23 protein-coding genes are annotated in these 21374 nt (G+C 35.0%); 10 read left to right on the top strand and 13 right to left on the bottom strand.

Translation table 11 applies throughout. From position 1 onward, the window contains the following. Positions 1-219: 219 nt before the first annotated feature. From FLA105534_RS15570 to rplS, 6 genes are all read right to left on the bottom strand, one after another. Complete coding sequence (locus FLA105534_RS15570; protein ID WP_173967036.1) at positions 220-663, bottom strand: DUF1572 family protein; 444 nt, start codon at positions 661-663, stop codon at positions 220-222. A 4-nt stretch (positions 664-667) separates the two neighbouring features. Beyond that, a complete protein-coding gene (locus tag FLA105534_RS15565) occupies positions 668-1150 on the bottom strand; it encodes a GyrI-like domain-containing protein (protein WP_173967035.1) in 483 nt (160 codons plus the stop codon). A gap of 10 nt (positions 1151-1160) precedes the next feature. After that, positions 1161-1982, bottom strand: a complete 822-nt coding sequence (locus FLA105534_RS15560) for a DUF4249 domain-containing protein (protein ID WP_173967034.1) — start codon at positions 1980-1982, stop codon at positions 1161-1163. A 36-nt stretch (positions 1983-2018) separates the two neighbouring features. Continuing rightward, positions 2019-4400: a TonB-dependent receptor gene (locus FLA105534_RS15555; protein ID WP_173967033.1), complete on the bottom strand. Its 2382-nt coding sequence runs from the start codon at positions 4398-4400 to the stop codon at positions 2019-2021. Positions 4401-4593: 193 nt separating this feature from the next. After that, entirely contained in the window at positions 4594-6816 is a 2223-nt protein-coding gene (locus FLA105534_RS15550; RefSeq protein WP_173967032.1) for an NADP-dependent isocitrate dehydrogenase, read from the bottom strand. 729 nt (positions 6817-7545) lie between these two features. Continuing rightward, complete coding sequence (rplS, locus tag FLA105534_RS15545) at positions 7546-7896, bottom strand: 50S ribosomal protein L19 (RefSeq protein ID WP_017495434.1); 351 nt, start codon at positions 7894-7896, stop codon at positions 7546-7548. Positions 7897-8181: 285 nt separating this feature from the next. Between rplS and FLA105534_RS15540 the strand changes: the two genes are divergently transcribed. Together FLA105534_RS15540 and FLA105534_RS15535 are read left to right on the top strand one after the other, a co-directional pair. Beyond that, positions 8182-8721: an SMI1/KNR4 family protein gene (locus tag FLA105534_RS15540; protein WP_173967031.1), complete on the top strand. Its 540-nt coding sequence runs from the start codon at positions 8182-8184 to the stop codon at positions 8719-8721. A gap of 50 nt (positions 8722-8771) precedes the next feature. Continuing rightward, on the top strand, positions 8772-9509 hold the full coding sequence (locus tag FLA105534_RS15535) for a hypothetical protein (protein WP_173967030.1): 738 nt from the start codon (positions 8772-8774) through the stop codon (positions 9507-9509). A 98-nt stretch (positions 9510-9607) separates the two neighbouring features. Here FLA105534_RS15535 and FLA105534_RS15530 read toward each other — a convergent pair whose 3' ends face one another. From FLA105534_RS15530 to trmD, 3 genes are all read right to left on the bottom strand, one after another. Further along, positions 9608-10738 carry an agmatine deiminase family protein gene (locus tag FLA105534_RS15530; RefSeq protein WP_173967029.1) on the bottom strand — a complete coding sequence of 377 codons (1131 nt, stop codon included), beginning with the start codon at positions 10736-10738 and terminating at the stop codon, positions 9608-9610. Positions 10739-10851: 113 nt separating this feature from the next. Beyond that, positions 10852-11676, bottom strand: a complete 825-nt coding sequence (locus FLA105534_RS15525) for an AraC family transcriptional regulator (RefSeq protein WP_173967028.1) — start codon at positions 11674-11676, stop codon at positions 10852-10854. Positions 11677-11778: 102 nt separating this feature from the next. Continuing rightward, positions 11779-12459, bottom strand: coding sequence for a tRNA (guanosine(37)-N1)-methyltransferase TrmD (trmD, locus tag FLA105534_RS15520; protein ID WP_173967027.1), 681 nt, complete (start codon positions 12457-12459; stop codon positions 11779-11781). Between the two features lie 281 nt (positions 12460-12740). Here trmD and FLA105534_RS15515 point away from each other — a divergent pair, with 281 nt between their 5' ends. From FLA105534_RS15515 to FLA105534_RS15485, 7 genes are all read left to right on the top strand, one after another. Then, positions 12741-13070, top strand: a complete 330-nt coding sequence (locus FLA105534_RS15515) for a hypothetical protein (protein ID WP_173967026.1) — start codon at positions 12741-12743, stop codon at positions 13068-13070. A 115-nt stretch (positions 13071-13185) separates the two neighbouring features. Beyond that, positions 13186-13641, top strand: a complete 456-nt coding sequence (locus FLA105534_RS15510; RefSeq protein WP_173967025.1) for a nuclear transport factor 2 family protein — start codon at positions 13186-13188, stop codon at positions 13639-13641. 544 nt (positions 13642-14185) lie between these two features. Beyond that, positions 14186-14647 carry an IS200/IS605 family transposase gene (tnpA, locus tag FLA105534_RS15505; RefSeq protein WP_173967024.1) on the top strand — a complete coding sequence of 154 codons (462 nt, stop codon included), beginning with the start codon at positions 14186-14188 and terminating at the stop codon, positions 14645-14647. 116 nt (positions 14648-14763) lie between these two features. Then, complete coding sequence (locus FLA105534_RS15500; protein WP_173967023.1) at positions 14764-15114, top strand: cupin domain-containing protein; 351 nt, start codon at positions 14764-14766, stop codon at positions 15112-15114. Positions 15115-15256: 142 nt separating this feature from the next. Continuing rightward, on the top strand, positions 15257-16402 hold the full coding sequence (locus tag FLA105534_RS15495) for an MFS transporter (protein WP_246253255.1): 1146 nt from the start codon (positions 15257-15259) through the stop codon (positions 16400-16402). Between the two features lie 52 nt (positions 16403-16454). Beyond that, entirely contained in the window at positions 16455-17387 is a 933-nt protein-coding gene (locus FLA105534_RS15490; RefSeq protein ID WP_173967021.1) for a peptidylprolyl isomerase, read from the top strand. Positions 17388-17479: 92 nt separating this feature from the next. Further along, positions 17480-17791 (top strand): c-type cytochrome, encoded by a 312-nt coding sequence (locus FLA105534_RS15485; RefSeq protein WP_173967020.1) that lies wholly within the window; start codon positions 17480-17482, stop codon positions 17789-17791. Between the two features lie 110 nt (positions 17792-17901). Here FLA105534_RS15485 and FLA105534_RS15480 read toward each other — a convergent pair whose 3' ends face one another. The 3 genes from FLA105534_RS15480 to FLA105534_RS15470 form a co-directional block, all read right to left on the bottom strand. Beyond that, positions 17902-18297, bottom strand: coding sequence for a GreA/GreB family elongation factor (locus FLA105534_RS15480; RefSeq protein ID WP_173967019.1), 396 nt, complete (start codon positions 18295-18297; stop codon positions 17902-17904). Between the two features lie 328 nt (positions 18298-18625). After that, positions 18626-19189, bottom strand: a complete 564-nt coding sequence (locus tag FLA105534_RS15475) for a thioredoxin family protein (RefSeq protein ID WP_173967018.1) — start codon at positions 19187-19189, stop codon at positions 18626-18628. A gap of 163 nt (positions 19190-19352) precedes the next feature. Next, positions 19353-20246 (bottom strand): alpha/beta fold hydrolase, encoded by an 894-nt coding sequence (locus FLA105534_RS15470; protein ID WP_173967017.1) that lies wholly within the window; start codon positions 20244-20246, stop codon positions 19353-19355. Between the two features lie 134 nt (positions 20247-20380). On the opposite strand from FLA105534_RS15470, the gene FLA105534_RS15465 reads away from it, so the two are divergent. Next, positions 20381-20716, top strand: coding sequence for a tRNA-binding protein (locus tag FLA105534_RS15465; RefSeq protein WP_173967016.1), 336 nt, complete (start codon positions 20381-20383; stop codon positions 20714-20716). Between the two features lie 82 nt (positions 20717-20798). On the opposite strand, the gene FLA105534_RS15460 is transcribed toward FLA105534_RS15465, so the two are convergent. Further along, complete coding sequence (locus FLA105534_RS15460; RefSeq protein WP_173967015.1) at positions 20799-21344, bottom strand: RBBP9/YdeN family alpha/beta hydrolase; 546 nt, start codon at positions 21342-21344, stop codon at positions 20799-20801. Positions 21345-21374: the final 30 nt, after the last annotated feature.

The following is a 21374-nucleotide window of genomic DNA, read 5'->3' as shown; positions in this document are numbered from 1 at the left end:
TTTGATTTGAAATGTGTCGCAAATGTACAAAAGTTAGTGTTTAGTCTCGGTTTATAGTCACAGTATTCAGTATTCAGTATTCAGTATTCAGTCTCAGTTTATAGTCTCAGTTTACAGTATTCAGAAAACCGGTACTGCGACCACGACTGAACACTGCGACTGAACACTGCGACTGAACACTGCAACTGAACACTGCAACTGAACACTGCGACTGAAAACTTAAAAAACTAATCTGCGGTGGTAATTGATTTGCCCTAAATGATAGGCTAAATGGGTAGATAGATGTACTAAAAAGAAGCCCGTTGTCATTTGTTTTTCGAAAACAATTTGTGGATAGGTTTGTTCTAAATCAGCTTCGATTAAACGGTCGAGAGCATTGTTAACAACCAAAATAGTGTCTTCGATTTTACGGATTAATTCTGATTGGGGAATATCTTTCAATGAAAATTCTAAAGGGCGATCGCGTACATAACCTGTTTTTCCTAATTCGGCTCCAATATAGGTGTTTAGGTTTCCTATTAGATGCAAACAAAGATTTCCGGCTGAATTGGAAATGCCCGGTGCAATTGCCCAAATCTGATTTTCGTTTTGATACGATTCGATTTCAATTTTTAATTTGTTCAGGTCTCTGTTAAAAAGCAATTTTAAGGTTTCGATCAACATGATTTTAGGCTTTATGGGTTATCGGAATCCAGATTTCTTCTTCAGAATCGGGATCTTCTTTTTTGTATTTTTCATCCATTACAGCAAAATGAGGCCTTTCATCTACCATATATACAGAATTTGGAAGCCAATCTACAAAAATTTCACGATAGGTTTTGTGGCCTTCGCTTTGAGGTCCTTTATGTACAAAAACGGCATACAATCCCTCAGGAATTACCAAAGATTTCATTTCCCGTGGTACCTTATCAAATTCAGAGACTTCAACTGCGGCCCATTTTTCGAAAGTATTGCCCGGATCAAAATTATCAAAATGTGCGTTTGGAAAAACTTCCAGAGAATACAAATTGGCGTTGATTGTATTCTTAATTTCTTTTCGTTTTGGCATAAAAGAACTCCATAATTGATGGGTTTTGTTTTCCAAAAATGACATTGTAACGTACTTCCCAATTAGTTTCTTCTCGTGTAAAATCTGAATTCTGGCTTCCATTTTTTGCGGGTTATTTAATTTTGTATTTTTTGTAATCGGTTTCACTAAGCGAAAAATAACCTAACGGATAGTTTGCTTTATCGACAGTATTGATAATATTTCCTCTTACGGTTGCGGGTGGAGACTGAAAAGGTCCGCCAGAATTATTCCCCGCAATACTTACCAGAATGCTCATATAATTGTAGTATTGTTTTGAGATACCGTAATGTGTCATTTCGATTTCGTCTCCAATCTTTAAGTCGTCATCATCGGATGTGCTAAAATATTCATTTCCCTGAAAAAACTTGTCTTCTGTAACGTAGTACTTTGATGTAATTTTGTTTGAATATACATATTTAAAGAGATAAAAATTATCTGCATCGGCGGGATCATTAAAGTAAGCCCTGGTCTCAATGTCTTTTCCTGTAAAACCACCTTGGTTATTTTGTTCGATTCGGGTAATGGGTGCAACCGATTTCATGGTTTCCGTAGCCGTATAGGTAATACCGCCCGAAATCACAGTTAGCGTGTACGTCTCGTCAATTACCGGAATAAAATTCGAGCACACATATCGCCCGGTTTTAGGAACTTCGCTAAAGTTAAATTGTATGTTCTTACTGTTTTTTATAAATATGGTTGCTCCCGAAACAGTTGGAATAACATTTTGAAAGTAACCTGTTGTAGTGGTCAGCTTTATAGTTTGTTGTTTTCCTGTGGTTTGTTTCTGCCAGTTTATAGCGGCTTCGATTACTAATTTTGGTGGAGCAGTATCTAAATTAACATCGACCACTTCCTCACAACCCGTGAAGAAAATCGATATCAAAACTAGAATTAAGAGGTTCATTTTTTTCATGATATATCTTTTGTTTCTTTTTACAGAAAGTTGGTCTTAAAATTTAAAATTATAACTAACAGCCGGAACTATTCCGAAAATCGAGGTTTTTACGGCTTCATTTGTACCGGTATCTACATTTTGACGGAAGTTGATCGAGGCTGCATTTTGGCGGTTGTATAAGTTATAAATACTAAAAACCCATTCGCCTTTCCAGTTTCGGTCTTTATTTTTTCTAGGTGTCAAAGTTGCCGAAATGTCTAAATGGTGATAGGCTGGTAAACGGTTTTCGTTTCTTAATCCATAATTTGGGACCGTAATTCCCAGATATTCATATCGTCCATTAGGGTACGTAACCGGTTGTCCCGATTGCAGCGCAAAGTTAGCGCCAAAAGACCATTTTTCGTTTAGATTATAAGCAGATGTAATGGCTAAATTATGAGTTTTATCGTAAGCAGAGCTGTACCATTGTCCGTTATTGATTCCGAGTTCCTCCGGAGTTCTTCCCGGGGTTTGTTGCTGTGATTTTGATAAAGTGTAGGAGATCCATCCGTTGAATTTGCCTTCATTTTTCTTTAGCATAAATTCGACACCATAGGCCCGCATTCTTCCATTCAGAATTATTTGTTCGATCGCATTATTCGCAATCAAATCGGCACCATCGATATAGTCAAGTCGGTTTTGGATTTTTTTATAATACGTTTCCACTTCGACAGAATAAGCACCATTGTTAATATTTCTAAAGTAACCCAAAGCCACCTGATCTGCGATCTGAGGTTTGATGTAATTATCACTTGGCATCCAGACATCCAATGGAGTAGGAGATGAAGTATTCGAAATTAGTTGAAGATACTGCGCCATTCGGTTGTAGCTTGCTTTAACCGATTGGTCATCATTTAACTGATAAGAAACAGAAAGGCGTGGTTCTAAATTATTGTAATTTTGAATGACTTTGTTTTTACCAAAATAAAGGGTTGAGGTTGGAGTTCCCTTTTCGTAGATCTGCATGTTGCTATTAAAGATCACGGGTTCGTTATTGTCATAATAATTGATGGTAGAAGCGCCTAAACGGTAGAACAAACTGTAGCGCAATCCGTAAGCAACCGTGATTTTTTTCGATAGCTGATTTTCGGCTTCGATATAAACAGAAGGTTCAAACGCATATTTTTTATCCAACTGATCCGGATTAATTCCCGATGTTTCATTGCTTGGTTTGATCGTTCCGGGATTAAATTCGTAGTAAATTCCATTTAAACCATAGTTCAGTTTGAATTTATCTGAAATATAGTTTTTGAAATCGTATTTGATGTTGTAGTTCTTAATTCCTGAATCCCATTTGAAACCTACAAAGTCTAAGTCAAGTCCATAATAATAATCGCTGTAAATCAAGGATAAATTAGCAAATAGTTTGTCAGAGTACAAGTGATTCCAACGCAGGTTTAGCGTTGAGTTTCCGTAGATATTAGTAAAACTTTTGTTGAGGCTAAAAACATCACGCCCAAAATAACCGGATAAATACAAGCTGTTGTTGTCGTTTAGTTTATAACTCAGTTTGGTATTTAAATCATAAAAATAGGCAGAGTTGTCTTTTTGATCTTCGGATAATTTTAAAAATAAATGAGCATAAGAAGCTCTTCCTCCAATAAGGAAAGAACCTTTGTCTTTTACTAGCGGGCCTTCGGCAAGAAGTCGGCTTGAAATTAACCCAATTCCCCCATTAACATGAAATTCTTTGCTGTTTCCGTCTTTTTGGTAAATGTCTAAAACAGAAGAGGCTCTTCCGCCATAACGTGCCGGAATTCCGCCTTTGTATAATTTGAGATCTTTAATAGCATCGGGGTTAAAAACGGAGAAAAAACCAAATACGTGTGAGGAATTAAAGATAGTAGCTTCGTCTAGTAAAATTAAATTCTGATCGGCACCTCCACCACGTACATTGAATCCCGAAGCGCCTTCACCTGCATTTGTAACTCCTGGAAGCAATAAGATCGATTTTAAAACATCGACTTCACCTAAAACAACCGGCATCCTTTTGATTGTAGAAATGGAGAGTTTGTTGGCACTCATTTCGGGTGATTTGATATTGATTTTGCCTTTATTGTCGGTAATTATAACTTCCCGAAGTTCTTCACCGCTTTCGTTGATTGCAAAATTGTTTTTTGTGTTTTGACTTAAAGTAATTGTTTTTTGAAGGGTTTGATAACCAACATAACTAATTTCGATCTGATGTTCGCCTTGTGGAACGGTAAGTGAATAAAAACCATATTCGTTGGTGGTGGTACCAATTTTTAAGGCCGGAATATAGAGATTCACACCGATTAAGGTTTCGTTGTTTTTGAAGTCGGTGATGGTACCGCTTAAAGTGAATTTTTCCTGAGAAAATGATGTTAAAATGGTAAAGAGCAGAATAAAAAAAGTTGTATTTTTTTTTGTGATCATTGTCTTGGTTTTGAAACACATAGTTAATAATTCTTACTAAATATTTTCGCAGAACGTTTGTTAAACATTAGTTAAGAAAGATTTCTTTTTTTTTGAGATTCAAAGGTTTGGTTTAATTCAAAAAAAAAGACAACTATTTAAAGTTGTCTTTTCTGTAGAGATATATTGCTAAGTCTCTTTATGTTTAATTCGATTATTTTATTTGCGCAATAATTGAATTGAATGTTTCGCTAGGACGCATTGCTTTACTCACTAATTCAGGAGTTGGCTGGTAGTAACCACCAAGATTTTGTGGTTTTCCTTGTGCACCAATTAATTCGGCATCAATTTTAGCTTCGTTAGCTTCAAATTCAGCAGCAATTGGAGTGAAGATCGCTTTCAATTCATCATCTTTGTTTTGAGCAGCCAAAGCCTGAGCCCAATAGTAAGCAAGATAAAAATGAGAACCACGGTTGTCAATCTCACCTACTTTACGAGCCGGAGATTTATCATTAGCAAGGAATTTATCATTGGCTTCGTCTAAAGTTTCAGACAGAACAATTGCTTTAGAATTGTCTAAAGTTTGTCCTAAATGCTCTAAAGAAGCACCAAGCGCTAAAAATTCTCCTAATGAATCCCAACGTAAATATCCTTCTTCTGTAAATTGCTCAACGTGTTTTGGAGCAGAACCTCCTGCGCCAGTTTCAAACAATCCACCACCGTTCATTAACGGAACGATCGATAACATTTTAGCTGAAGTTCCTAATTCTAAAATTGGAAACAAATCGGTTAAATAATCACGTAAAACGTTTCCGGTTACTGAGATAGTGTCTAAACCTTTGATGATTCTGTCTAAAGTAAATTCAGTAGCAGCAACTGGGTTTAAGATGCGAATATCCAGATTTACGGTATTGTGATCTTTTAAATATTTTTGAACTTTTGCGATCAATTCTCTGTCATGTGCTCTGTTTTCGTCTAACCAGAAAACTGCAGGAGTATCAGATAAACGTGCTCTGTTTACAGCAAGTTTAACCCAGTCCTGAATTGGAGCGTCTTTTGCCTGACACATTCTGAAAATGTCATTTTCTTCAACGTTTTGCTCCATTAAAACAGTCCCTTTGTTGTCTGTTACACGAACAACTCCGTCAGCTTTCATTTGGAACGTTTTATCGTGAGATCCGTATTCTTCGGCTTTTTGAGCCATTAAACCTACGTTAGGAACACTTCCCATTGTTTTAGGATCAAAAGCACCGTGTTTTTTACAGAAATCGATTGTAGCTGTGTAAATTCCAGCGTAAGAGCGATCCGGAATAACTGCGATGGTATCCTGTTGTTTTCCTTCTTTATTGTACATCTGTCCTGATGTACGAATCATTGCCGGCATAGAAGCATCAACGATTACATCTGAAGGTACGTGTAAGTTTGTAATTCCTTTATCAGAGTTAACCATTGCCAAAGCAGGACCGTTTTCGATTGCTTTAGTAATGTCTGCTTCAACTTCAGCTTGTTCAGGTCTTCCTGCAATTTTTGCATAGATATCACCTAAACCATTTCTGGTGTCAATGTTTAATTCTGCAAATAAAGTTTCGTATTTTTTGAAAAGATCAGCAAAGTACACTTCAACGATAGCGCCGAAGATAATTGGATCTGATACTTTCATCATGGTAGCTTTTAAGTGTACCGAAAGTAAAACACCTTCTTTTTTTGCATCTGCAATAGCATCAGCAGCAAAAGCTTTTAATTTTTTTACACTTAAAACAGAACTGTCAATAATTTCACCTGCTTTAAGAGGAGTACTTGCTTTTAATACAGTAATTGTACCGTCTTTTGCAACGAATTCAATTTTTACATCATCAGCTTCTGCAACTGTAAGTGATTTTTCGCTTCCGTAGAAATCACCGTTTGGCATTGAAGCCACTTTTGTTTTAGAATCAGCTGACCATGCACCCATTGAGTGTGGATTTGCTTTTGCAAAGTTTTTTACCGCTCTTGGAGCTCTACGGTCAGAGTTTCCTTCACGTAAAACAGGGTTTACGGCAGAACCTAAAACTTTAGCATATTTTGCTTTAATTTCCTTTTCGGCATCATTTTGAGGATCTTCAGGGAAATTAGGAATGTTGTAACCGTGCGATTGCAATTCAGTAATAGCCGCTTTTAATTGTGGTACCGATGCTGAAACGTTTGGTAGTTTGATGATGTTAGCATCAGGTTGTGTAGCCAATTGACCTAATTCAGCCAAAGCATCTCCTGTTTTTTGATCAGCTGTTAAAAGCTCAGGGAAATTGGATAAAATTCGGGCAGCCAAAGAGATGTCTCTGGTTTCAATTGTAATACCTGCTGTAGACGTAAAAGCCTGAACAATAGGTAAAAAAGAATAAGTCGCTAACAATGGCGCCTCATCAGTTAAGGTGTAATAGATTTTTGAATTCTGTGTCATTTTTTTTTTTTTTATAATCGTATCGTCAGAGAATGACGATGTAAAAGGTATAGTCGGCTCAGAATGAGCGGAGCAAATATAATAAAAACAGTCCGAAAACGGTGTAGTTTTCAGGAGAAATGCCGAAATTATCAGATTGTTATTTCGAGGTCTTTAAATTGTCAAATCGACGATTTTGGTATTAAAAAATTACAGTTTTGATGAATCACTAAGAAAAGTGAGCGATTCCGAAACAGAGAAACCTTTTCAGTTGTATAAAATCATTTTAGCGCTGTGTTTTTGTATGAAAAATTGTGTTTTTAATTTCCTCACGCAAACGGTTTCATTAGACCGTTTATGGTTTCCAAGATTAAGCTGGTAAAATCTGTTTTTATCAGCGTTTTCGCTTTAGCGCATCAGTAAAATCAGTGTCTAATTTTGACGCGGATGAAACAGATTTACTTCGTAAAAACGCAGATAAAAACGGATTTTAATCCGTTGAAATGATGTATGTCGCGCAATCTGAGAAACCTGTTAGGTTTTTAAAACCGAACAGGTTTGGCGTAAACTAAAAGCTCTTATGAAAATGATTGTCCTAGCCCCGATAGCAGTGGAAATCCTTTTGCTATTTTCTTTAAAAAGCAAAAGATTGAAACGGATAGCGGGATTAGCTCCTGAAAATTTTAAAAAACAGGCAAAAAAAAACTCGTTTCATTTGAAACGAGTTTTTTATAACCAATAGATAAATGATTATCTTCTTTTATCTTTAATCTTAGCTTTTTTACCAGTAAGTTCTCTGAAGTAGAAAATTCTAGCTCTACGTACAGCTCCTTTTTTGTTGATTTCAATCTTTTGTAAAGCTGGTAAGTTTACTGGGAAGATACGCTCAACTCCAATAGCTCCAGACATTTTACGGATAGTAAAAGTTTCTGTGTTACCAGAACCTCTTCTTTGAATAACAACTCCTTTAAAAAACTGAGTTCTTGTTTTTTCACCCTCTTTAATTTCGTAGTAAACTGTGATAGTATCTCCAGCTCCGAAAACAGGGAAATCTTTTTTAGCAACGAATTCGTTTTGAACGAACTTTAATAAATCTGCCATGATAATTTTTTATTATTGTTTAGTATAGAGTAACATTCACGGATTTCGCCAGAGGTTAGTCTAATTCGGGTGCAAATGTAGAAAATAATTGTAAATTATGAATTATAAATTGTAAATTATTTTAAGTTGCTGATAAATTGGTGTTTAGAAGTGCTTTTTGGGTTTGATTTTCAGTTTGTCCAGCTTTAATATAATCCGCAAGTTTTGCTAATTTGTTTGATTTTAAAATAAGGTTTTTTTTACTAAATTTGAAAGATAGATATTTTGGTAATTCACTTTTTAATAATGGCAAGTAGTAATAATATTAAAAGAATAATTGATGCTCATCTGGGAAGATTTGTCGAAGATCAAGGTAACGTGCTTCCTGCGGAAATTGAATTGGAAATGGCAGATCCAATTCAAGACAAGAATGAAGAATGGCGAGTCTGGTTTCCTGTTGACAGTAAGGTAACCGATAATGAAATTAAAGAATTAGAAAAACAACTTGGTTGCGAATATCCGGAGGATTATAAAATATTTTTGAAACATAAACATTTTTATGAACTTCATATTTCCGAGGCTTCGTTTTTTGAACACTCTATTAATAATTGGAAAATCTCTTTAACAGAAATAATTTTTCATGAAAATATGAAAGATGATGTAATAGAAAAAGGATTGATTCCTTTTGCAATTTGGGAAGACTGGGGATATCTTTGTTTTGATACAAATAGAAATAGAGAAGATTGTAATTATCCAATCGTATTATGGAACAATGAATGGCCTGATAAAGTTGAGGATAAGTACGGTAATTTTTATGATTTTATAATGAAAAATGATATTGACTAAGATTAAATAATTAGAACAATTATTTAATGATCAAGTAAAATATTATGTAAATGGAAAGAAAATATTTAAAAGAATACATTGAGTTTTCAAATGAATTTAAGAAATCAAATAATTCAAAAGAAAGTACAGAAAGGATTTATGATTTACTTTATGAATTAGAAGATATTAATAGAGTAAAAGAAGATAATTTGGTGCTTTCAAACATATACCTACTTTTAGGTTTTTATAGGTCTGCCTATGAGGTTTTTACTGAAATCGCTGATCTGGATAATAAAAAAGATGTTTCTAAATTATATGTGATGGAACAAAAGGCAAAATCACATGAAAACAATTTTATTATTAAGGATGTTAGAAAATATAGAGAAAAGAAAGAAATGTCAAAACTCACTTTAATTGACTTCAGCACATCAGAAGGAGATCAAAATAAATTTGAGATTCCTCAAAAAGACATCATAATATTCAATAAAAAAGTAAAAGATAGAATCTTTATTTACCTTTCAAGTGCTGATATTCAAAAATATTCAGATGCCGTTATCGCACACATTTACTGGCTTTCAAATTGTAAAAATGAATTAATTGAGTTTTACAATCAGAACGATGATTTTACAGAAGAAAAAGCCAATAATGACTGGTATGATACTTTAGAGGTTTATAGTATTAAAATAACAATTACCGATTCTGGAGATATTCATACTATAGCTTCTACCGGAGATGATTTTTTTCAAGATCATATTTTAGATGTTGAAATTACAAATAGAACGATTGCTTCAATGAACTATGATGGATAAGCAGTTTAGTCTCAGTTTGTAGTTAAAGTTTCCTGATTGAATTCAAGAGACATATAACTGTAAACTGAGACTGTATACTTCAAAAAAATCTATTTGACTTACTTAGGCTGCTGTTGTGTCACACAGTGGATCATTCCTCCATTAGCGTACAAATTACGAACGTCGATACCAATTACCTTTCTGTTAGGATACAAGCTTTGAATCAATTGATTGGCAACGGCATCATTAGGATCATTGTAATTAGGAACCAATACAACCGTGTTTCCAATATAGTAATTAACATAAGAGCCTTTGTAGCCTAGTCTTTTTCCATATGTCGTTACCACTTTGTTTTGAGTCAAAGGCAGTTTTAGGAAATTGTATTTTTTACCTTTTAAATCTTTTGAATTGTACAAAGTAGGAATGTCTCCTTCTGGTACTTCCCAGTACAGTAAATCATCTTCACTCATCGTCACGATGGTATTGTCATTACCAAATCGTGCAAACCCATCAATGTGCATGTCAGTAATTTCTTTTCCTGCTTTTCCGTTAAGCCAGATGAAGTTAGACACTCCTAAATATTTTTTAAAAATTGCTTCAGCTTGTGCCTGGCTCATTCCAGGATTACGATTTGAGTTCAGAATAGAGCTTTTCGTAGCTAATAAGGTTCCTTTTCCATCTATTTCTACAGCTCCGCCTTCGTTGATCATGATCGCATTTAAATCTACAACAGTTGTATTTTGATCTGCGGCAATTTGTGCAGGTATGGTGTTGCAATTTCTAAAATCAGCTTTTTCTCCCCAGCCATTAAAGCCCCAGTCCTGAATTACTAATTGGTTGTTTTTGTCTTTTACATAAATAGGACCATTATCTCGTACCCAAACATCATCCGTTTTATAGATTTTAAAATCGATAGCAGTAAGAGAAACTCCTGCATTTTGTAATAAAGTTGTAATTCTGTTCTTTTCGTTGGTATTATAAGCAACGATATGCACCTTTTCACTTGTCGACAGTGATTTCGTCATGGCAACCCATGTAGCATCCAAATCATCTCTATAGTTAATACCGTATTGATATTGATGTGGCCATTGCAGCCAAGTTCCTTCATGCGGAGCAGATTCTTCAGGCATGGTATACATAATCTCGCTTTTAATGGATTCAGTTGGTTCGTTTGGTGTTGCAGACATTCCGTCTTCCTGGCAGGAAGTGAACAAAGGAAGTAGTACTATTGGTAAAAATAATTTTTTCATCTTAATATAAGTTTGTTGTGGATTAACTTGTTTAGTGTCATTTTGTTACTAGTATTTTGACGGTACAAATGTATTTCTAAAACGCAATCCGGCAGTTGTCCAAAATGGACAAATCAAATAAGCGGAATAAAAATCGCTGTGAGATAGTCGGATTCGTTATCACAATTGTCGCTTGTTTTCAGGTATTGTTCAATAACAGGCAAATGTGAAAGTTCAAAATCATGGGTTAGAAACCAGCCACCAAAGATTTGATTATACGTTTCTTCAAGGGTGTGGTAGCTTCCATGGTGAAAAAAGCGAGCATATTTGCCCCCGAAAATTTGCTTCTTTGGAAGGTTTTTAAGAACAGCAGTTGTCGCAATGCAGGCTTCGTAAGTACAATTTATTTTTTCGGTAATTAAAATGTCATCCGTTATAACTCCGAAGAAGTGAGCATCAGTTTCAGGAAATTCATTTTTTAAAAGAGTGTCCCAAAGATTTTCTATTTCGGGATTAATATAATGTGTTTTAGAGCTAAGATAATAAACAGCTGTTTCCGGAATTACAAGTATTTCAGGCTTTAAAAAGGAGGTGAAAGATTGAAGAATACCCGTGTCGTTAAGTAAAAGCTCTTTTTGATTTCGGGCTAGTGAAGGAGCACAGTCGAAATGTTTTTTGAAGGTTTTTGAAAAAGACTGTACATCGGCAAAACCTACTTCAAGTGCAATTTCTGAGATTTGTTTGTTGGAATAGATCAGTTTTTTATAGCCGTTTTCTACTTTCAATCGGGTTTGATAAGCGCCAATGGTTTCATTAAATAAAGAGTAAAAAATGCGTTGCAAATTCCTGTACGAATAACAGGAAATGTCCTCCAGAGAATTTATTGAGATGATTTGATTGTAATTCATCTCAATATAATTCCGTGTATTGTAAATATGTTTCAGATTAAAATCGCTCATTTTTTAGCTTTTAGAAAGAAGTAACAAAAAAGATAACGATAATTACAGCTTTCAAGTATGATGGAGAAGAATCACTAAAAATAAATGAGGAGGGAATATTTTTTATTTTTCTTCCAATAAATCCGGACGTCTGTTTTTAGTATGTTCGTATGCCATATCCTCACGCCATTTGTCAATTTTAGCAAAATGACCGCTTGTTAAAACTTCAGGAACTTTCCAGCCTTTATAATCTGCCGGTCTTGTATAGATAGGACCTGAAAGCAGATTGTCCTGAAAACTGTCAGTCAATGCTGAAGTTTCGTCGCTCAAAACACCGGGAATCAATCGGATCAAGGCATCAGATAAAACCAAAGCTCCTAATTCTCCACCGGATAATACATAATCGCCAATTGAAATTTCTTTCGTAATAAAATGATCACGAACACGTTGATCTACCCCTTTATAATGTCCACAGAGAATGATAATGTTTTCATACATCGACATCGTATTGGCCATTTTTTGATTTAGAGTTTCCCCGTCAGGCGACATATAGATAATTTCATCATACTCACGCTGGCTTTTTAAATGCGTGATACAGTCATCAATAGGCTGAACCGTCATTACCATTCCGGCACCTCCGCCAAACGGATAATCGTCAACACTTTTTTGCTTGTTTGTTGTGTAATCACGCAAATTATGAAAATGAACTTCCACTAAACCTTTGTCTATGGCACGTTTCATAATCGAAGCCTCAAACGGACTCTTTAATAATTCAGGTAAAATTGTAATAATGTCAATTCGCATTTTTTTTCTTCAATAGTTCTAAGGTGCAAAGATACAAAGTTAATTTTTGTGAATTTTCAAGATTTGAAAATGACAGAAAATAATTAAAAGTTTTTAGTGAAAGAGTTTATAGCGAGAAGGTTATAGTGTTTGTTGCTGTATAAGTGTTTGTTGTACGGTTAAATAGATGATGATTATATAACATAATATATCTTAAATGTAAAAAAAAGATGCCTAATTTTAACTAATATTACAATTTAATTGTATGATTTTGTAAAGAGATACTTAAAAATAAAACCTCCATGAAAAAGCTACTCGTATTAACTGCTCTATTGATTTTACAAGCATGTTCAACCACTAAAAATGCAAATGATCAATGGATTGGTCAATCAAAAAAAAATATTATTAAGATGTGGGGACCGCCTATACGTACTTTACACAATTCAGATCACGGGGAAATATTGATTTATGCGGAACAAGTGTATGTTAATGCAAATACTAATGAAGGCACCAGAATGGCTGGTTCAAATTACTGGAACTATACCTACATCTATACCCATAAGAATGGAGAGATCTATTTGTACAAAACAGATAAACAGCAACAACCACCTCAAACAATTGCTGTAAAATAAGCTGATTTCTTGTTTTTTAAACGGAAATATTGAGAATTTATCATTTTGGTCAAAATCATTTGATTATATTTATGTCCGCTTTGTGCTGATCTTTAGTAACTTAAAATGATAAATCATGAGAAAAACAGCGATGCTTATTGTGTCTTTTGTAATTATTTCCTGTCAGAATCAAAATCAATTAAAATCTATGGATACCACAAAAAACGAACAATTAATCAAACAGTATTTTGAGCATTTTAATAGCCACGATTGGAAAAAGATGTCTGAAATGTATACTGAGACTGCTGATTTTAAAGATCCTTCATTAGGGCCGGGGATTGTTAAACAAACCCGTAAGCAAATTGCGGATAAGTATGCAGAGCTTAATTCCGCTTTTCCGGATTTGCATGATAAAGTTGTTCAGGTTTATCCGTCTGGAGAGAAACATATTATTGTCGAGTTTGTTTCATCGGGTACAGCGCCTGACAATTCAAAATTTGAACTGCCGATCTGTACTATTTTTACAATTGAAAAAGGATTAATTACCAAAGATTTTACCTACTTTGATAATTTTGAAGAAGAGGAAAACTAAGGGCAGCTACTAACTGTAAAAGAGATGTTGTCCCAGCGGGACATTTTTGAGGATGGATTTACCGATATCTTGCTCCCGACGGAGCATTTTTTTTGCTTACTGTTTTACCGATATTTTGCTCCTAACGGAGCATTTTTTTTTGATGATAATTAAATAAGTAAAAATAAATTGTGAGGAAGTAATATTTATTAATGAAAATATTGTAGTTTTATTCTTTCATTTTGTGATGTAAATGTAAAATAAAAATTGTTTATGTATCGCAAATCATTCCGTCAGGAATTATATGTCACTGGGATCAAATTATATATGATCTTCACATCGGACATTATTCCGTCAGGAATTGCATATCGGTAGAATTGAAAGAATATATGTTTTACACATCACAAATTATTCCGTCAGGAATTGCATATATCGGTAGAATTGAACGAATATGTGTTTTACACATCACAAATTATTCCGTCAGGAATTGCATATCGGTAGAATTGAACGAATATGTGTTTTACACATCACAAATTATTCCGTCAGGAATTAAATATCGGTAATTATGGCAAACACATACACCCAAATACATATTCATTTTGTTTTCGCAGTAAAATTCAGACGTGCGTTAATAAACAAAGAATGGAAAGCAGAATTATATCAATATATAACCGGAATTATAAAAAATAATGATCATAAGCTTCTGGCGATAAATGGTGTTTCGGATCATATTCATATTTTAATCGGGATCAGACCTGCGCAATCAATTTCTGATTTGATGAAAAATATTAAACAGGATTCCTCAAAGTGGATCAATACTAATAAATTGTCCAAAGGATATTTTCAATGGCAGGAAGGCTATGGAGCCTTTTCATACAGTAAATCTCAATTGACTGCTGTCATTAAGTATATTGAAAACCAAGAAGCGCACCACAAAAAGAAAACCTTGAAAGAGGACTATATTCACTTTTTGGAAAAGTCCGAAGTCGATTACGACGAAAGGTTTATTTTTAAAGAATTAATTTAGAAGTAAGCAATAAGAAAACAGATTAGCTTAAATTTGATAGAAATAGTTAGTGTGAAAAAACGCTAGCTGATATATAAAATTTACAAAGGATAGAAAGTTAATTAAACATATTGAAAATGCAGCATTTAAAAACAAGCAAAGAATTTATAAAAGGTGATGAAATCGAGTGGGAGGTTGTTGGTGAAGGAATCAAGCGTAAAATTCTTGCCTTTGATGAAAGAGTGATGTTGGTAAATGTTCATTTTGAAAAAGGGGGAATTGGTGTTTTACACGAGCACTATCATTCGCAGGTAACGTATGTTTCAAGTGGTAAATTTGACGTTACTATTGGCGGTGTAACCCAAACGCTAAAAGAAGGAGATAGTTTTTACATTCCGCCTCATGCCATTCACGGAGTGGTTTGTTTAGAAAGCGGACTTTTGACGGATGTTTTTAGTCCGATTAGGGAAGATTTTATAGAATCGTAATGTTTTAAAATTCAGTATAATTTTTAAAACAATAGACAGGATTGCCTTTGAACTTAGAAAAATTATAATTTTTTTAAAGTTTTGGTAATAATTAGATTGGTATTTTTGCAAAATGAATTTATCCAAAACGAATGTCTTATTTATGGCAGCTTGCACTGGACTTATAGTTGCAAATCTTTATTACTGTCAGCCTTTAATTGTTTTAATTGCCAACGAATTTAAAATTCCCGAAGCCAGTGCGGGAACAATAACTTATCTAACACAGGCAGGTTATGCGATAGGATTGTTTTTTATGGTTCCGCTAGGCGATAAAATTGAACGAAAAAAACAAATTTTAATGACCACTTTTGCTTCTGTAATCGCTTTGATTATTGCGGCAACGGCAAAAAGTTTCTTTCTTTTGCAGGTGGCTTCTTTATTAATTGGAATTACTTCAATCGTACCACAGCTTATTTTGCCTTTGGCGGCTTCTTTAAGTGCACCGGAACAGCGTGGAAAAGTAGTAGGAACCATCATGAGCGGTTTGCTTGTTGGGATATTGCTTTCCAGAACATTAAGCGGATTTATCGGTCAGATATTAGGTTGGAGGTCTATGTTTTATATTGCTGCGGGAATCTGTTTATTGATCTTTTTTGTGATTCAGAATAAATTTCCGGTCAATAAACCTCAGTTTGAGGGAACTTACGGGCAGTTGATTCAGTCTCTTTTTACACTTATTAAAACACAGCCGGTTTTACGTGAAGCTACACTGATTAATGTGTTTAGTTTTGCACAATTTGGAGCTTTTTGGACCACTATGGTTTTACTGCTTTCCGGAGAACCATTCGGTTTTAACAGTGCTACAATTGGACTTTTTGGAATTGTAGGGGCTTCAGGAGCTTTGGCAGCACCTTTAGTAGGGAAAATGGGAGACAAAGGAAACTCAAGAATTGCGGTAGGTTACGGTTGTTTATTGATCTTAATTAGTTTTCTGGTTTTTTATTTTTCGATAGAAAGTGTGATCGGAATTGCGATCGGAATCGTATTTATTGATATCGGAATTCAGGGAGTTCATATTTCAAACCAAACCAGAGTATATTCATTGCTTCCGGAAGCCAGAAACCGATTGAATACCGTCTTTATGTCATTTAGTTTTTTAGGAACAGCAGCCGGATCGGCTTACGGATTATTGCTCTGGAAACTGGGTGGATGGCACGCTGTAACCATTGGATGTGTTGGATTATCGGCACTGGCATTTACAGTTTATGGCCTAACTTACAAATCAAAGTCTAAAAAACAGAAAGCATAAAATTGATATAAAATTAATTTGTAAATTTGCAATCAAATAAAAAATAACAACAATGGAAAACGGAATATACGCTAAATTCAACACTGGTAAAGGTTCGATTTTAGTAAAACTTGCACACGATTTAGCACCTGGGACCGTAGGGAATTTTGTAGCTCTTGCAGAAGGAAATATGGAGAATAAAGTAAAACCTCAGGGGCAAAAATTCTATGACGGATTAACTTTTCATAGAGTAATTCCTGATTTTATGATTCAGGGAGGATGTCCAAAAGGAACTGGAACTGGTGATCCTGGATATAAATTTGATGACGAGTTTCACCCAAGTTTAAAACACGATCGTCCAGGAGTTTTAGCAATGGCTAATTCTGGTCCGGCGAGTAACGGTTCTCAATTTTACATTACACACGTTCCAACTTCTTGGTTAGACGGAAAACATACTGTTTTTGGTCATGTAATCGAAGGTCAGGATGTTGTTGATGCAGTGGCTCAAGGAGATAATCTTGAAGCAGTAGAAATCATCAGAGTAGGTGAAGAAGCTCAAAAATGGAATGCTATTGAAGCTTTTATAGCTTTAAAAGGAGCTCGTTTGAAGCGTGATGCTGCTTTAAAAGCGGAATCAGAAGCGAAAATGGAACAATTGGCTGCAGGTTTTGATAAAACAGACAGTGGTTTACGTTATAAAATGATTCAAAAAGGAGAAGGTAAGAAAGCTGAAGCTGGTAAAACAGTTGCAGTACATTACGAAGGTTCTTTAGAAAATGGAAAAGTTTTTGATTCATCTTACCCACGTAAAAAACCAATCGAATTCAGATTAGGTCAAGGACAGGTGATTGAAGGATGGGACGAAGGTATCGCTTTATTACAAGTAGGCGATAAAGCTCGTTTTGTAATTCCATCTGATTTGGCTTATGGAGCTGCAGGTGCAGGAGGAGTTATTCCACCAAACGCAACTTTGATTTTTGACGTTGAATTAATGGACGTAAAATAAGACTTTACAGCAATTTAGTATTGTTTTAAATAGTAATCCCATTCGCTAGCCGAATGGGATTTTTTTTATATTTACTTAAAAAAACAAGAACAATGAAATTAAGGATCTTAACTTTAACTGCTGTGACGTTGCTTTTGGTTTCGTGCGGTACTAAAAAAGCGGCTGAGGTTGCACCGGCTGCACCGGCTGTGACAGAGACAGTAAAAACTACAGAATTAACTCCTGCATTGGCGGAAGGTAAAAACTTGTACGAAAACAGTTGTGCAAGATGTCACAAACTATATGATCCGAAGAAATTTAGTCAGGAAGACTGGAAACCAATTCTGGTAAGAATGCAGAAAAAAGCGAAGGTAGATGATACTCAAATTGCCTTAATATCAAATTATATCACTTCTCAATTGTAAGAGGTCAGTGTTTTAGATTTATAAAAACTATTCAATATTAGATTGGATAGTTTTTTTTTGCTTAAAACCAAGCATAAAAAAACACCTTCACGCAGGAGGTGTTTAAAAAACTAAGAAATGCTTTCAGGTGAATTGCTAACGGCTGTTATTTTTAATGTTTTTATTCCGGCCGGTAATTCCCAATCGACAACATCATTTTCTTTAAAGCCAATAATAGCAACACTAAGCGGTGCTAAAATAGATATTTTTCCCTCTTTTACATCGGCAAAGGATGGGAGGACAATCTGAATCTTCATGCTTTTATTTGCTTTTACATCTTCAATAGTGACCTGCGAATTGATTCGTATAACGGTTTCGTCCAATTCACTTTCTTTACGGATAATGGCGCGGTCTAATTCTTGCGAAAGCTGTCCAATTTCTTTGGCATTTGTTGTGTTTTTACTTTTTAGTATCAATTCTCTTAAAAACTGATAATCTGTCTTACAGAATGTAGGGGTTGGTTTCATATCGATTCTAATTTATTGTGATTTGAATGTTCGGAATTTTCAGATCCAGTTTATAATGAAAGTCATTAGCGGCGGCCTTTAAAAGGAGACTGCGACAGAAGACTACAAGTTGTAGCTGAAAACTAATAAATAAATCCTCCGTCTGAGAGAAGAAATTGAAATAGACGGAGGCCTAATTGATAAAGGCCTTACTATGTGAAGTAAATACAGCAGTAAGCGTTCTTCTCATAAGAGAAAACGATAGCGAGGAAGCTGCAAATAGATTGATAGTAATCACTAGGAAAATAATTAATTGGATTGGTAAAGATAAGCAAACTTTTTGAAAACACTAAAGAGTTGTTTTCCATTTGATGTTACAGCCAATACTTGGTTTTTGAGGATTTTTTAAACTTCTGTTGTAAATAAGGGCATCAATAGCGCTACGAAGATCACTTCCGCTAAGCGGAATCCCATTCCCAGGTCTCGAATCGTCTAATTGACCTCTGTAAAACAGGCGATCCTGATTGTCAAATAAATAAAAATCAGGAGTACAGGCGGCTTCATAAGCTTTGGCAACGTCCTGACTTTCGTCATACAAATACGGAAAATCGATCTTATTCTGAAAAGCAAATTCAGTCATTAATTCAGGAGCATCTTGCGGATACTTTTCGATATCATTACTGGAAATCGCAATAACACCTATTCCTTGTACACGATAATCATTGGCAATCATTACAACCTCCTTAATAACATGAAGTACAAACGGACAGTGGTTGCAAATAAAAATAACCAAAGTGCCTTTTGATCCTCTCAAATCTTCAAATGAATAAACATTATTAGAATTGGTATCTCGTAATTTGAATCCAGGAGCAATTGTTCCAAGGGGAATCATATTTGAAGGAGTTCGTGCCATTTTGTAGAAATAAGTTCCTCAAAAATAGCTTTAAAGTTCTGTAAAAGAAAGCGTATAGCCCTGTTTTTGATTTTTCACCACAGATTATACAATTTAAACAGCATTGCTAGCGAGCAGCTGGAAAATCATCAGAATTGTATTAATCTGTGGTAGTTGGAATAAATTAGGCGTTTAAAAAGTCTAATAAATCTTTGTTTAATTTATCTTTATGAGTGTAAAATAAACCATGTGGCGCGCCTTCATAAATAATAAAGTTATTTTCAGAAATGGCTTTGGCTGCTTTTTTTGAGGTAAGATCAATAGGCACAATTTTGTCATCATCACCATGGATAATTAAAGTAGGCACTTTTACAGTATCCAGTTCGTCCCTAAAATCAGTGAAAGAAAAAGATTCGGCACATTTTAACGTAGCACGCGGTGAAGCAAAAGAACACAACATTCTGTAGTATTCTAATAGGGGCGTGCTTAAAGGTCTGTTGATGATGTTGATACCAAAAAAGGTCTTGCCAAAATTATCAATAAAACCAATTCGGTCTTCTTTGATGGTATTTGCTGTAATTTCACTTTTCTCTTTCGGATGTCCATCAGGATTATCATGGGTTTGTAATAAGAACGGAATGATAGAAGAAATTAATGCGGCTTTTGTAACGGCTTTACCACCATAACGACTAAAGTAGCGAACCACTTCACCACCGCCCATTGAGAATCCTACGAGAGTAACGTTTTCTAATTGAAGTTGCTCTATTATTTCTTTTAAATCATCAGTTAGCGTATCATAATCATAGCCGTCGTAAGGTTGTGATGACTTGCCAAATCCACGACGGTCATAAGCGATGACGCGATAATTATTCTGAACCAGAAAATCAATTTGATATTCCCACATTTCATTCGAAAGCGGCCAGCCATGAATTAGAATTACCGGTTTACCTTTTCCGTAATCTTTTACGTATAGCTTTATGTTTTTGGCAGTTTCTATATATTTATCGGTATTTAAAAGTTGAATATCAAAGTCAGAATCTCTAAGGGAGGTACTGTTATTTAGGGTGTTATTTTCCATTTTTATATTTTTTTTGCGTTAGCGTACCAATTTGATGCGTAAAGTTAGAAGCTACTCAAAAAAAGCAGTTATAGAATTAGGGATAATAATTACAAAATTAATAGGTTTGTAAATCATCAAATACTGAAGCAAAAATGGACTTAACCTGGAATGAATTTGAAAAAACAGATATGCGTGTCGGAACTATTATTGAAGTAAATGATTTCCCCGAAGCAAGAAAACCGGCCTATCAGCTTACGATTGATTTTGGTTCTGAAATTGGAATCCGTAAATCATCCGCCCAGATAACGACACATTATAAAAAAGAAGATTTGTTAAACCGACAAATTATCTCAGTAGTAAATTTTCCCAGAAAACAAATTGGAAAATTTATGAGCGAATGTCTGGTTCTTGGCGCCATAGGCAAGGAAGGAGATGTTATTTTACTCGCTCCCGATTTTAAAATAGAAAACGGATTAAGAATCGGGTGATTTTTTTTAGTCGCAGTTTACAGTTTCAGTTTACAGTCTCAGTTTTCAGTATGCGACTGCAAACTGAGACTGTGACTGAGAACTATCCAATTTTCTCGATCAATTGTTCCAAAATCAATTGTCCTTCTTCCCAGTATTTTAAGTCTGAATCGGAGTTGATGTGTCCTTTTTGTCCTACGTTAACCAAATCACTTCCCCACATTTCGGCAAAATATTTTTTTCTTTCAAAAGTCGCGTAAGGATCATTTTCGCTTGCTACTACAATTGATGGAAAAGGCAATTTTGAAATGGGCATTGGCGAAAAGTTCCGAATAGAATCGGGGGTATGTTGAGGTGAATCTACATCGGCAGGAGCTACGAGCAAGGCTCCAACAATATTTGGATTTTGGTTTGTCTGTGCCCAGTGCAGGACAAGTGAAACAGCTAAACTATGCGCTACAAGTACAGTAGGGCTGTTCAGTTTTGAAATTTCTTCGTTTAAGCGTTTAAGCCATTCCTCACGGATAGGCTCGTCCCACTCATCGTGAACAATTCGAGTTGCATTTTTGAACTTTTTATGCCAAAACGTTTGCCAGTGTTTGTCCCCAGAATTTCCAAGTCCAGGTAGAATTAATAGTTGCGTTTCCATTTCTGGTGTTTTTATAAAAATATTTGAATA

This window comes from Flavobacterium collinsii (assembly GCF_902804485.1).
GTDB classification, from domain to species: Bacteria; Bacteroidota; Bacteroidia; order Flavobacteriales; family Flavobacteriaceae; genus Flavobacterium; species Flavobacterium collinsii.
This window is presented reverse-complemented; position numbering and strand designations above follow the sequence as displayed.

Coding starts and splice junctions, on each gene's coding strand:
- FLA105534_RS15570 (WP_173967036.1), bottom strand. CDS start 663: ATGTTGATCGAAACCTTAAAATTGCTTTTTAACAGAGACCTGAACAAA.
- FLA105534_RS15565 (WP_173967035.1), bottom strand. CDS start 1,150: ATGGAAGCCAGAATTCAGATTTTACACGAGAAGAAACTAATTGGGAAG.
- FLA105534_RS15560 (WP_173967034.1), bottom strand. CDS start 1,982: ATGAAAAAAATGAACCTCTTAATTCTAGTTTTGATATCGATTTTCTTC.
- FLA105534_RS15555 (WP_173967033.1), bottom strand. CDS start 4,400: ATGATCACAAAAAAAAATACAACTTTTTTTATTCTGCTCTTTACCATT.
- FLA105534_RS15550 (WP_173967032.1), bottom strand. CDS start 6,816: ATGACACAGAATTCAAAAATCTATTACACCTTAACTGATGAGGCGCCA.
- rplS (WP_017495434.1), bottom strand. CDS start 7,896: ATGGCAGATTTATTAAAGTTCGTTCAAAACGAATTCGTTGCTAAAAAA.
- FLA105534_RS15540 (WP_173967031.1), top strand. CDS start 8,182: ATGGCAAGTAGTAATAATATTAAAAGAATAATTGATGCTCATCTGGGA.
- FLA105534_RS15535 (WP_173967030.1), top strand. CDS start 8,772: ATGGAAAGAAAATATTTAAAAGAATACATTGAGTTTTCAAATGAATTT.
- FLA105534_RS15530 (WP_173967029.1), bottom strand. CDS start 10,738: ATGAAAAAATTATTTTTACCAATAGTACTACTTCCTTTGTTCACTTCC.
- FLA105534_RS15525 (WP_173967028.1), bottom strand. CDS start 11,676: ATGAGCGATTTTAATCTGAAACATATTTACAATACACGGAATTATATT.
- trmD (WP_173967027.1), bottom strand. CDS start 12,459: ATGCGAATTGACATTATTACAATTTTACCTGAATTATTAAAGAGTCCG.
- FLA105534_RS15515 (WP_173967026.1), top strand. CDS start 12,741: ATGAAAAAGCTACTCGTATTAACTGCTCTATTGATTTTACAAGCATGT.
- FLA105534_RS15510 (WP_173967025.1), top strand. CDS start 13,186: ATGAGAAAAACAGCGATGCTTATTGTGTCTTTTGTAATTATTTCCTGT.
- tnpA (WP_173967024.1), top strand. CDS start 14,186: ATGGCAAACACATACACCCAAATACATATTCATTTTGTTTTCGCAGTA.
- FLA105534_RS15500 (WP_173967023.1), top strand. CDS start 14,764: ATGCAGCATTTAAAAACAAGCAAAGAATTTATAAAAGGTGATGAAATC.
- FLA105534_RS15495 (WP_246253255.1), top strand. CDS start 15,257: ATGGCAGCTTGCACTGGACTTATAGTTGCAAATCTTTATTACTGTCAG.
- FLA105534_RS15490 (WP_173967021.1), top strand. CDS start 16,455: ATGGAAAACGGAATATACGCTAAATTCAACACTGGTAAAGGTTCGATT.
- FLA105534_RS15485 (WP_173967020.1), top strand. CDS start 17,480: ATGAAATTAAGGATCTTAACTTTAACTGCTGTGACGTTGCTTTTGGTT.
- FLA105534_RS15480 (WP_173967019.1), bottom strand. CDS start 18,297: ATGAAACCAACCCCTACATTCTGTAAGACAGATTATCAGTTTTTAAGA.
- FLA105534_RS15475 (WP_173967018.1), bottom strand. CDS start 19,189: ATGGCACGAACTCCTTCAAATATGATTCCCCTTGGAACAATTGCTCCT.
- FLA105534_RS15470 (WP_173967017.1), bottom strand. CDS start 20,246: ATGGAAAATAACACCCTAAATAACAGTACCTCCCTTAGAGATTCTGAC.
- FLA105534_RS15465 (WP_173967016.1), top strand. CDS start 20,381: ATGGACTTAACCTGGAATGAATTTGAAAAAACAGATATGCGTGTCGGA.
- FLA105534_RS15460 (WP_173967015.1), bottom strand. CDS start 21,344: ATGGAAACGCAACTATTAATTCTACCTGGACTTGGAAATTCTGGGGAC.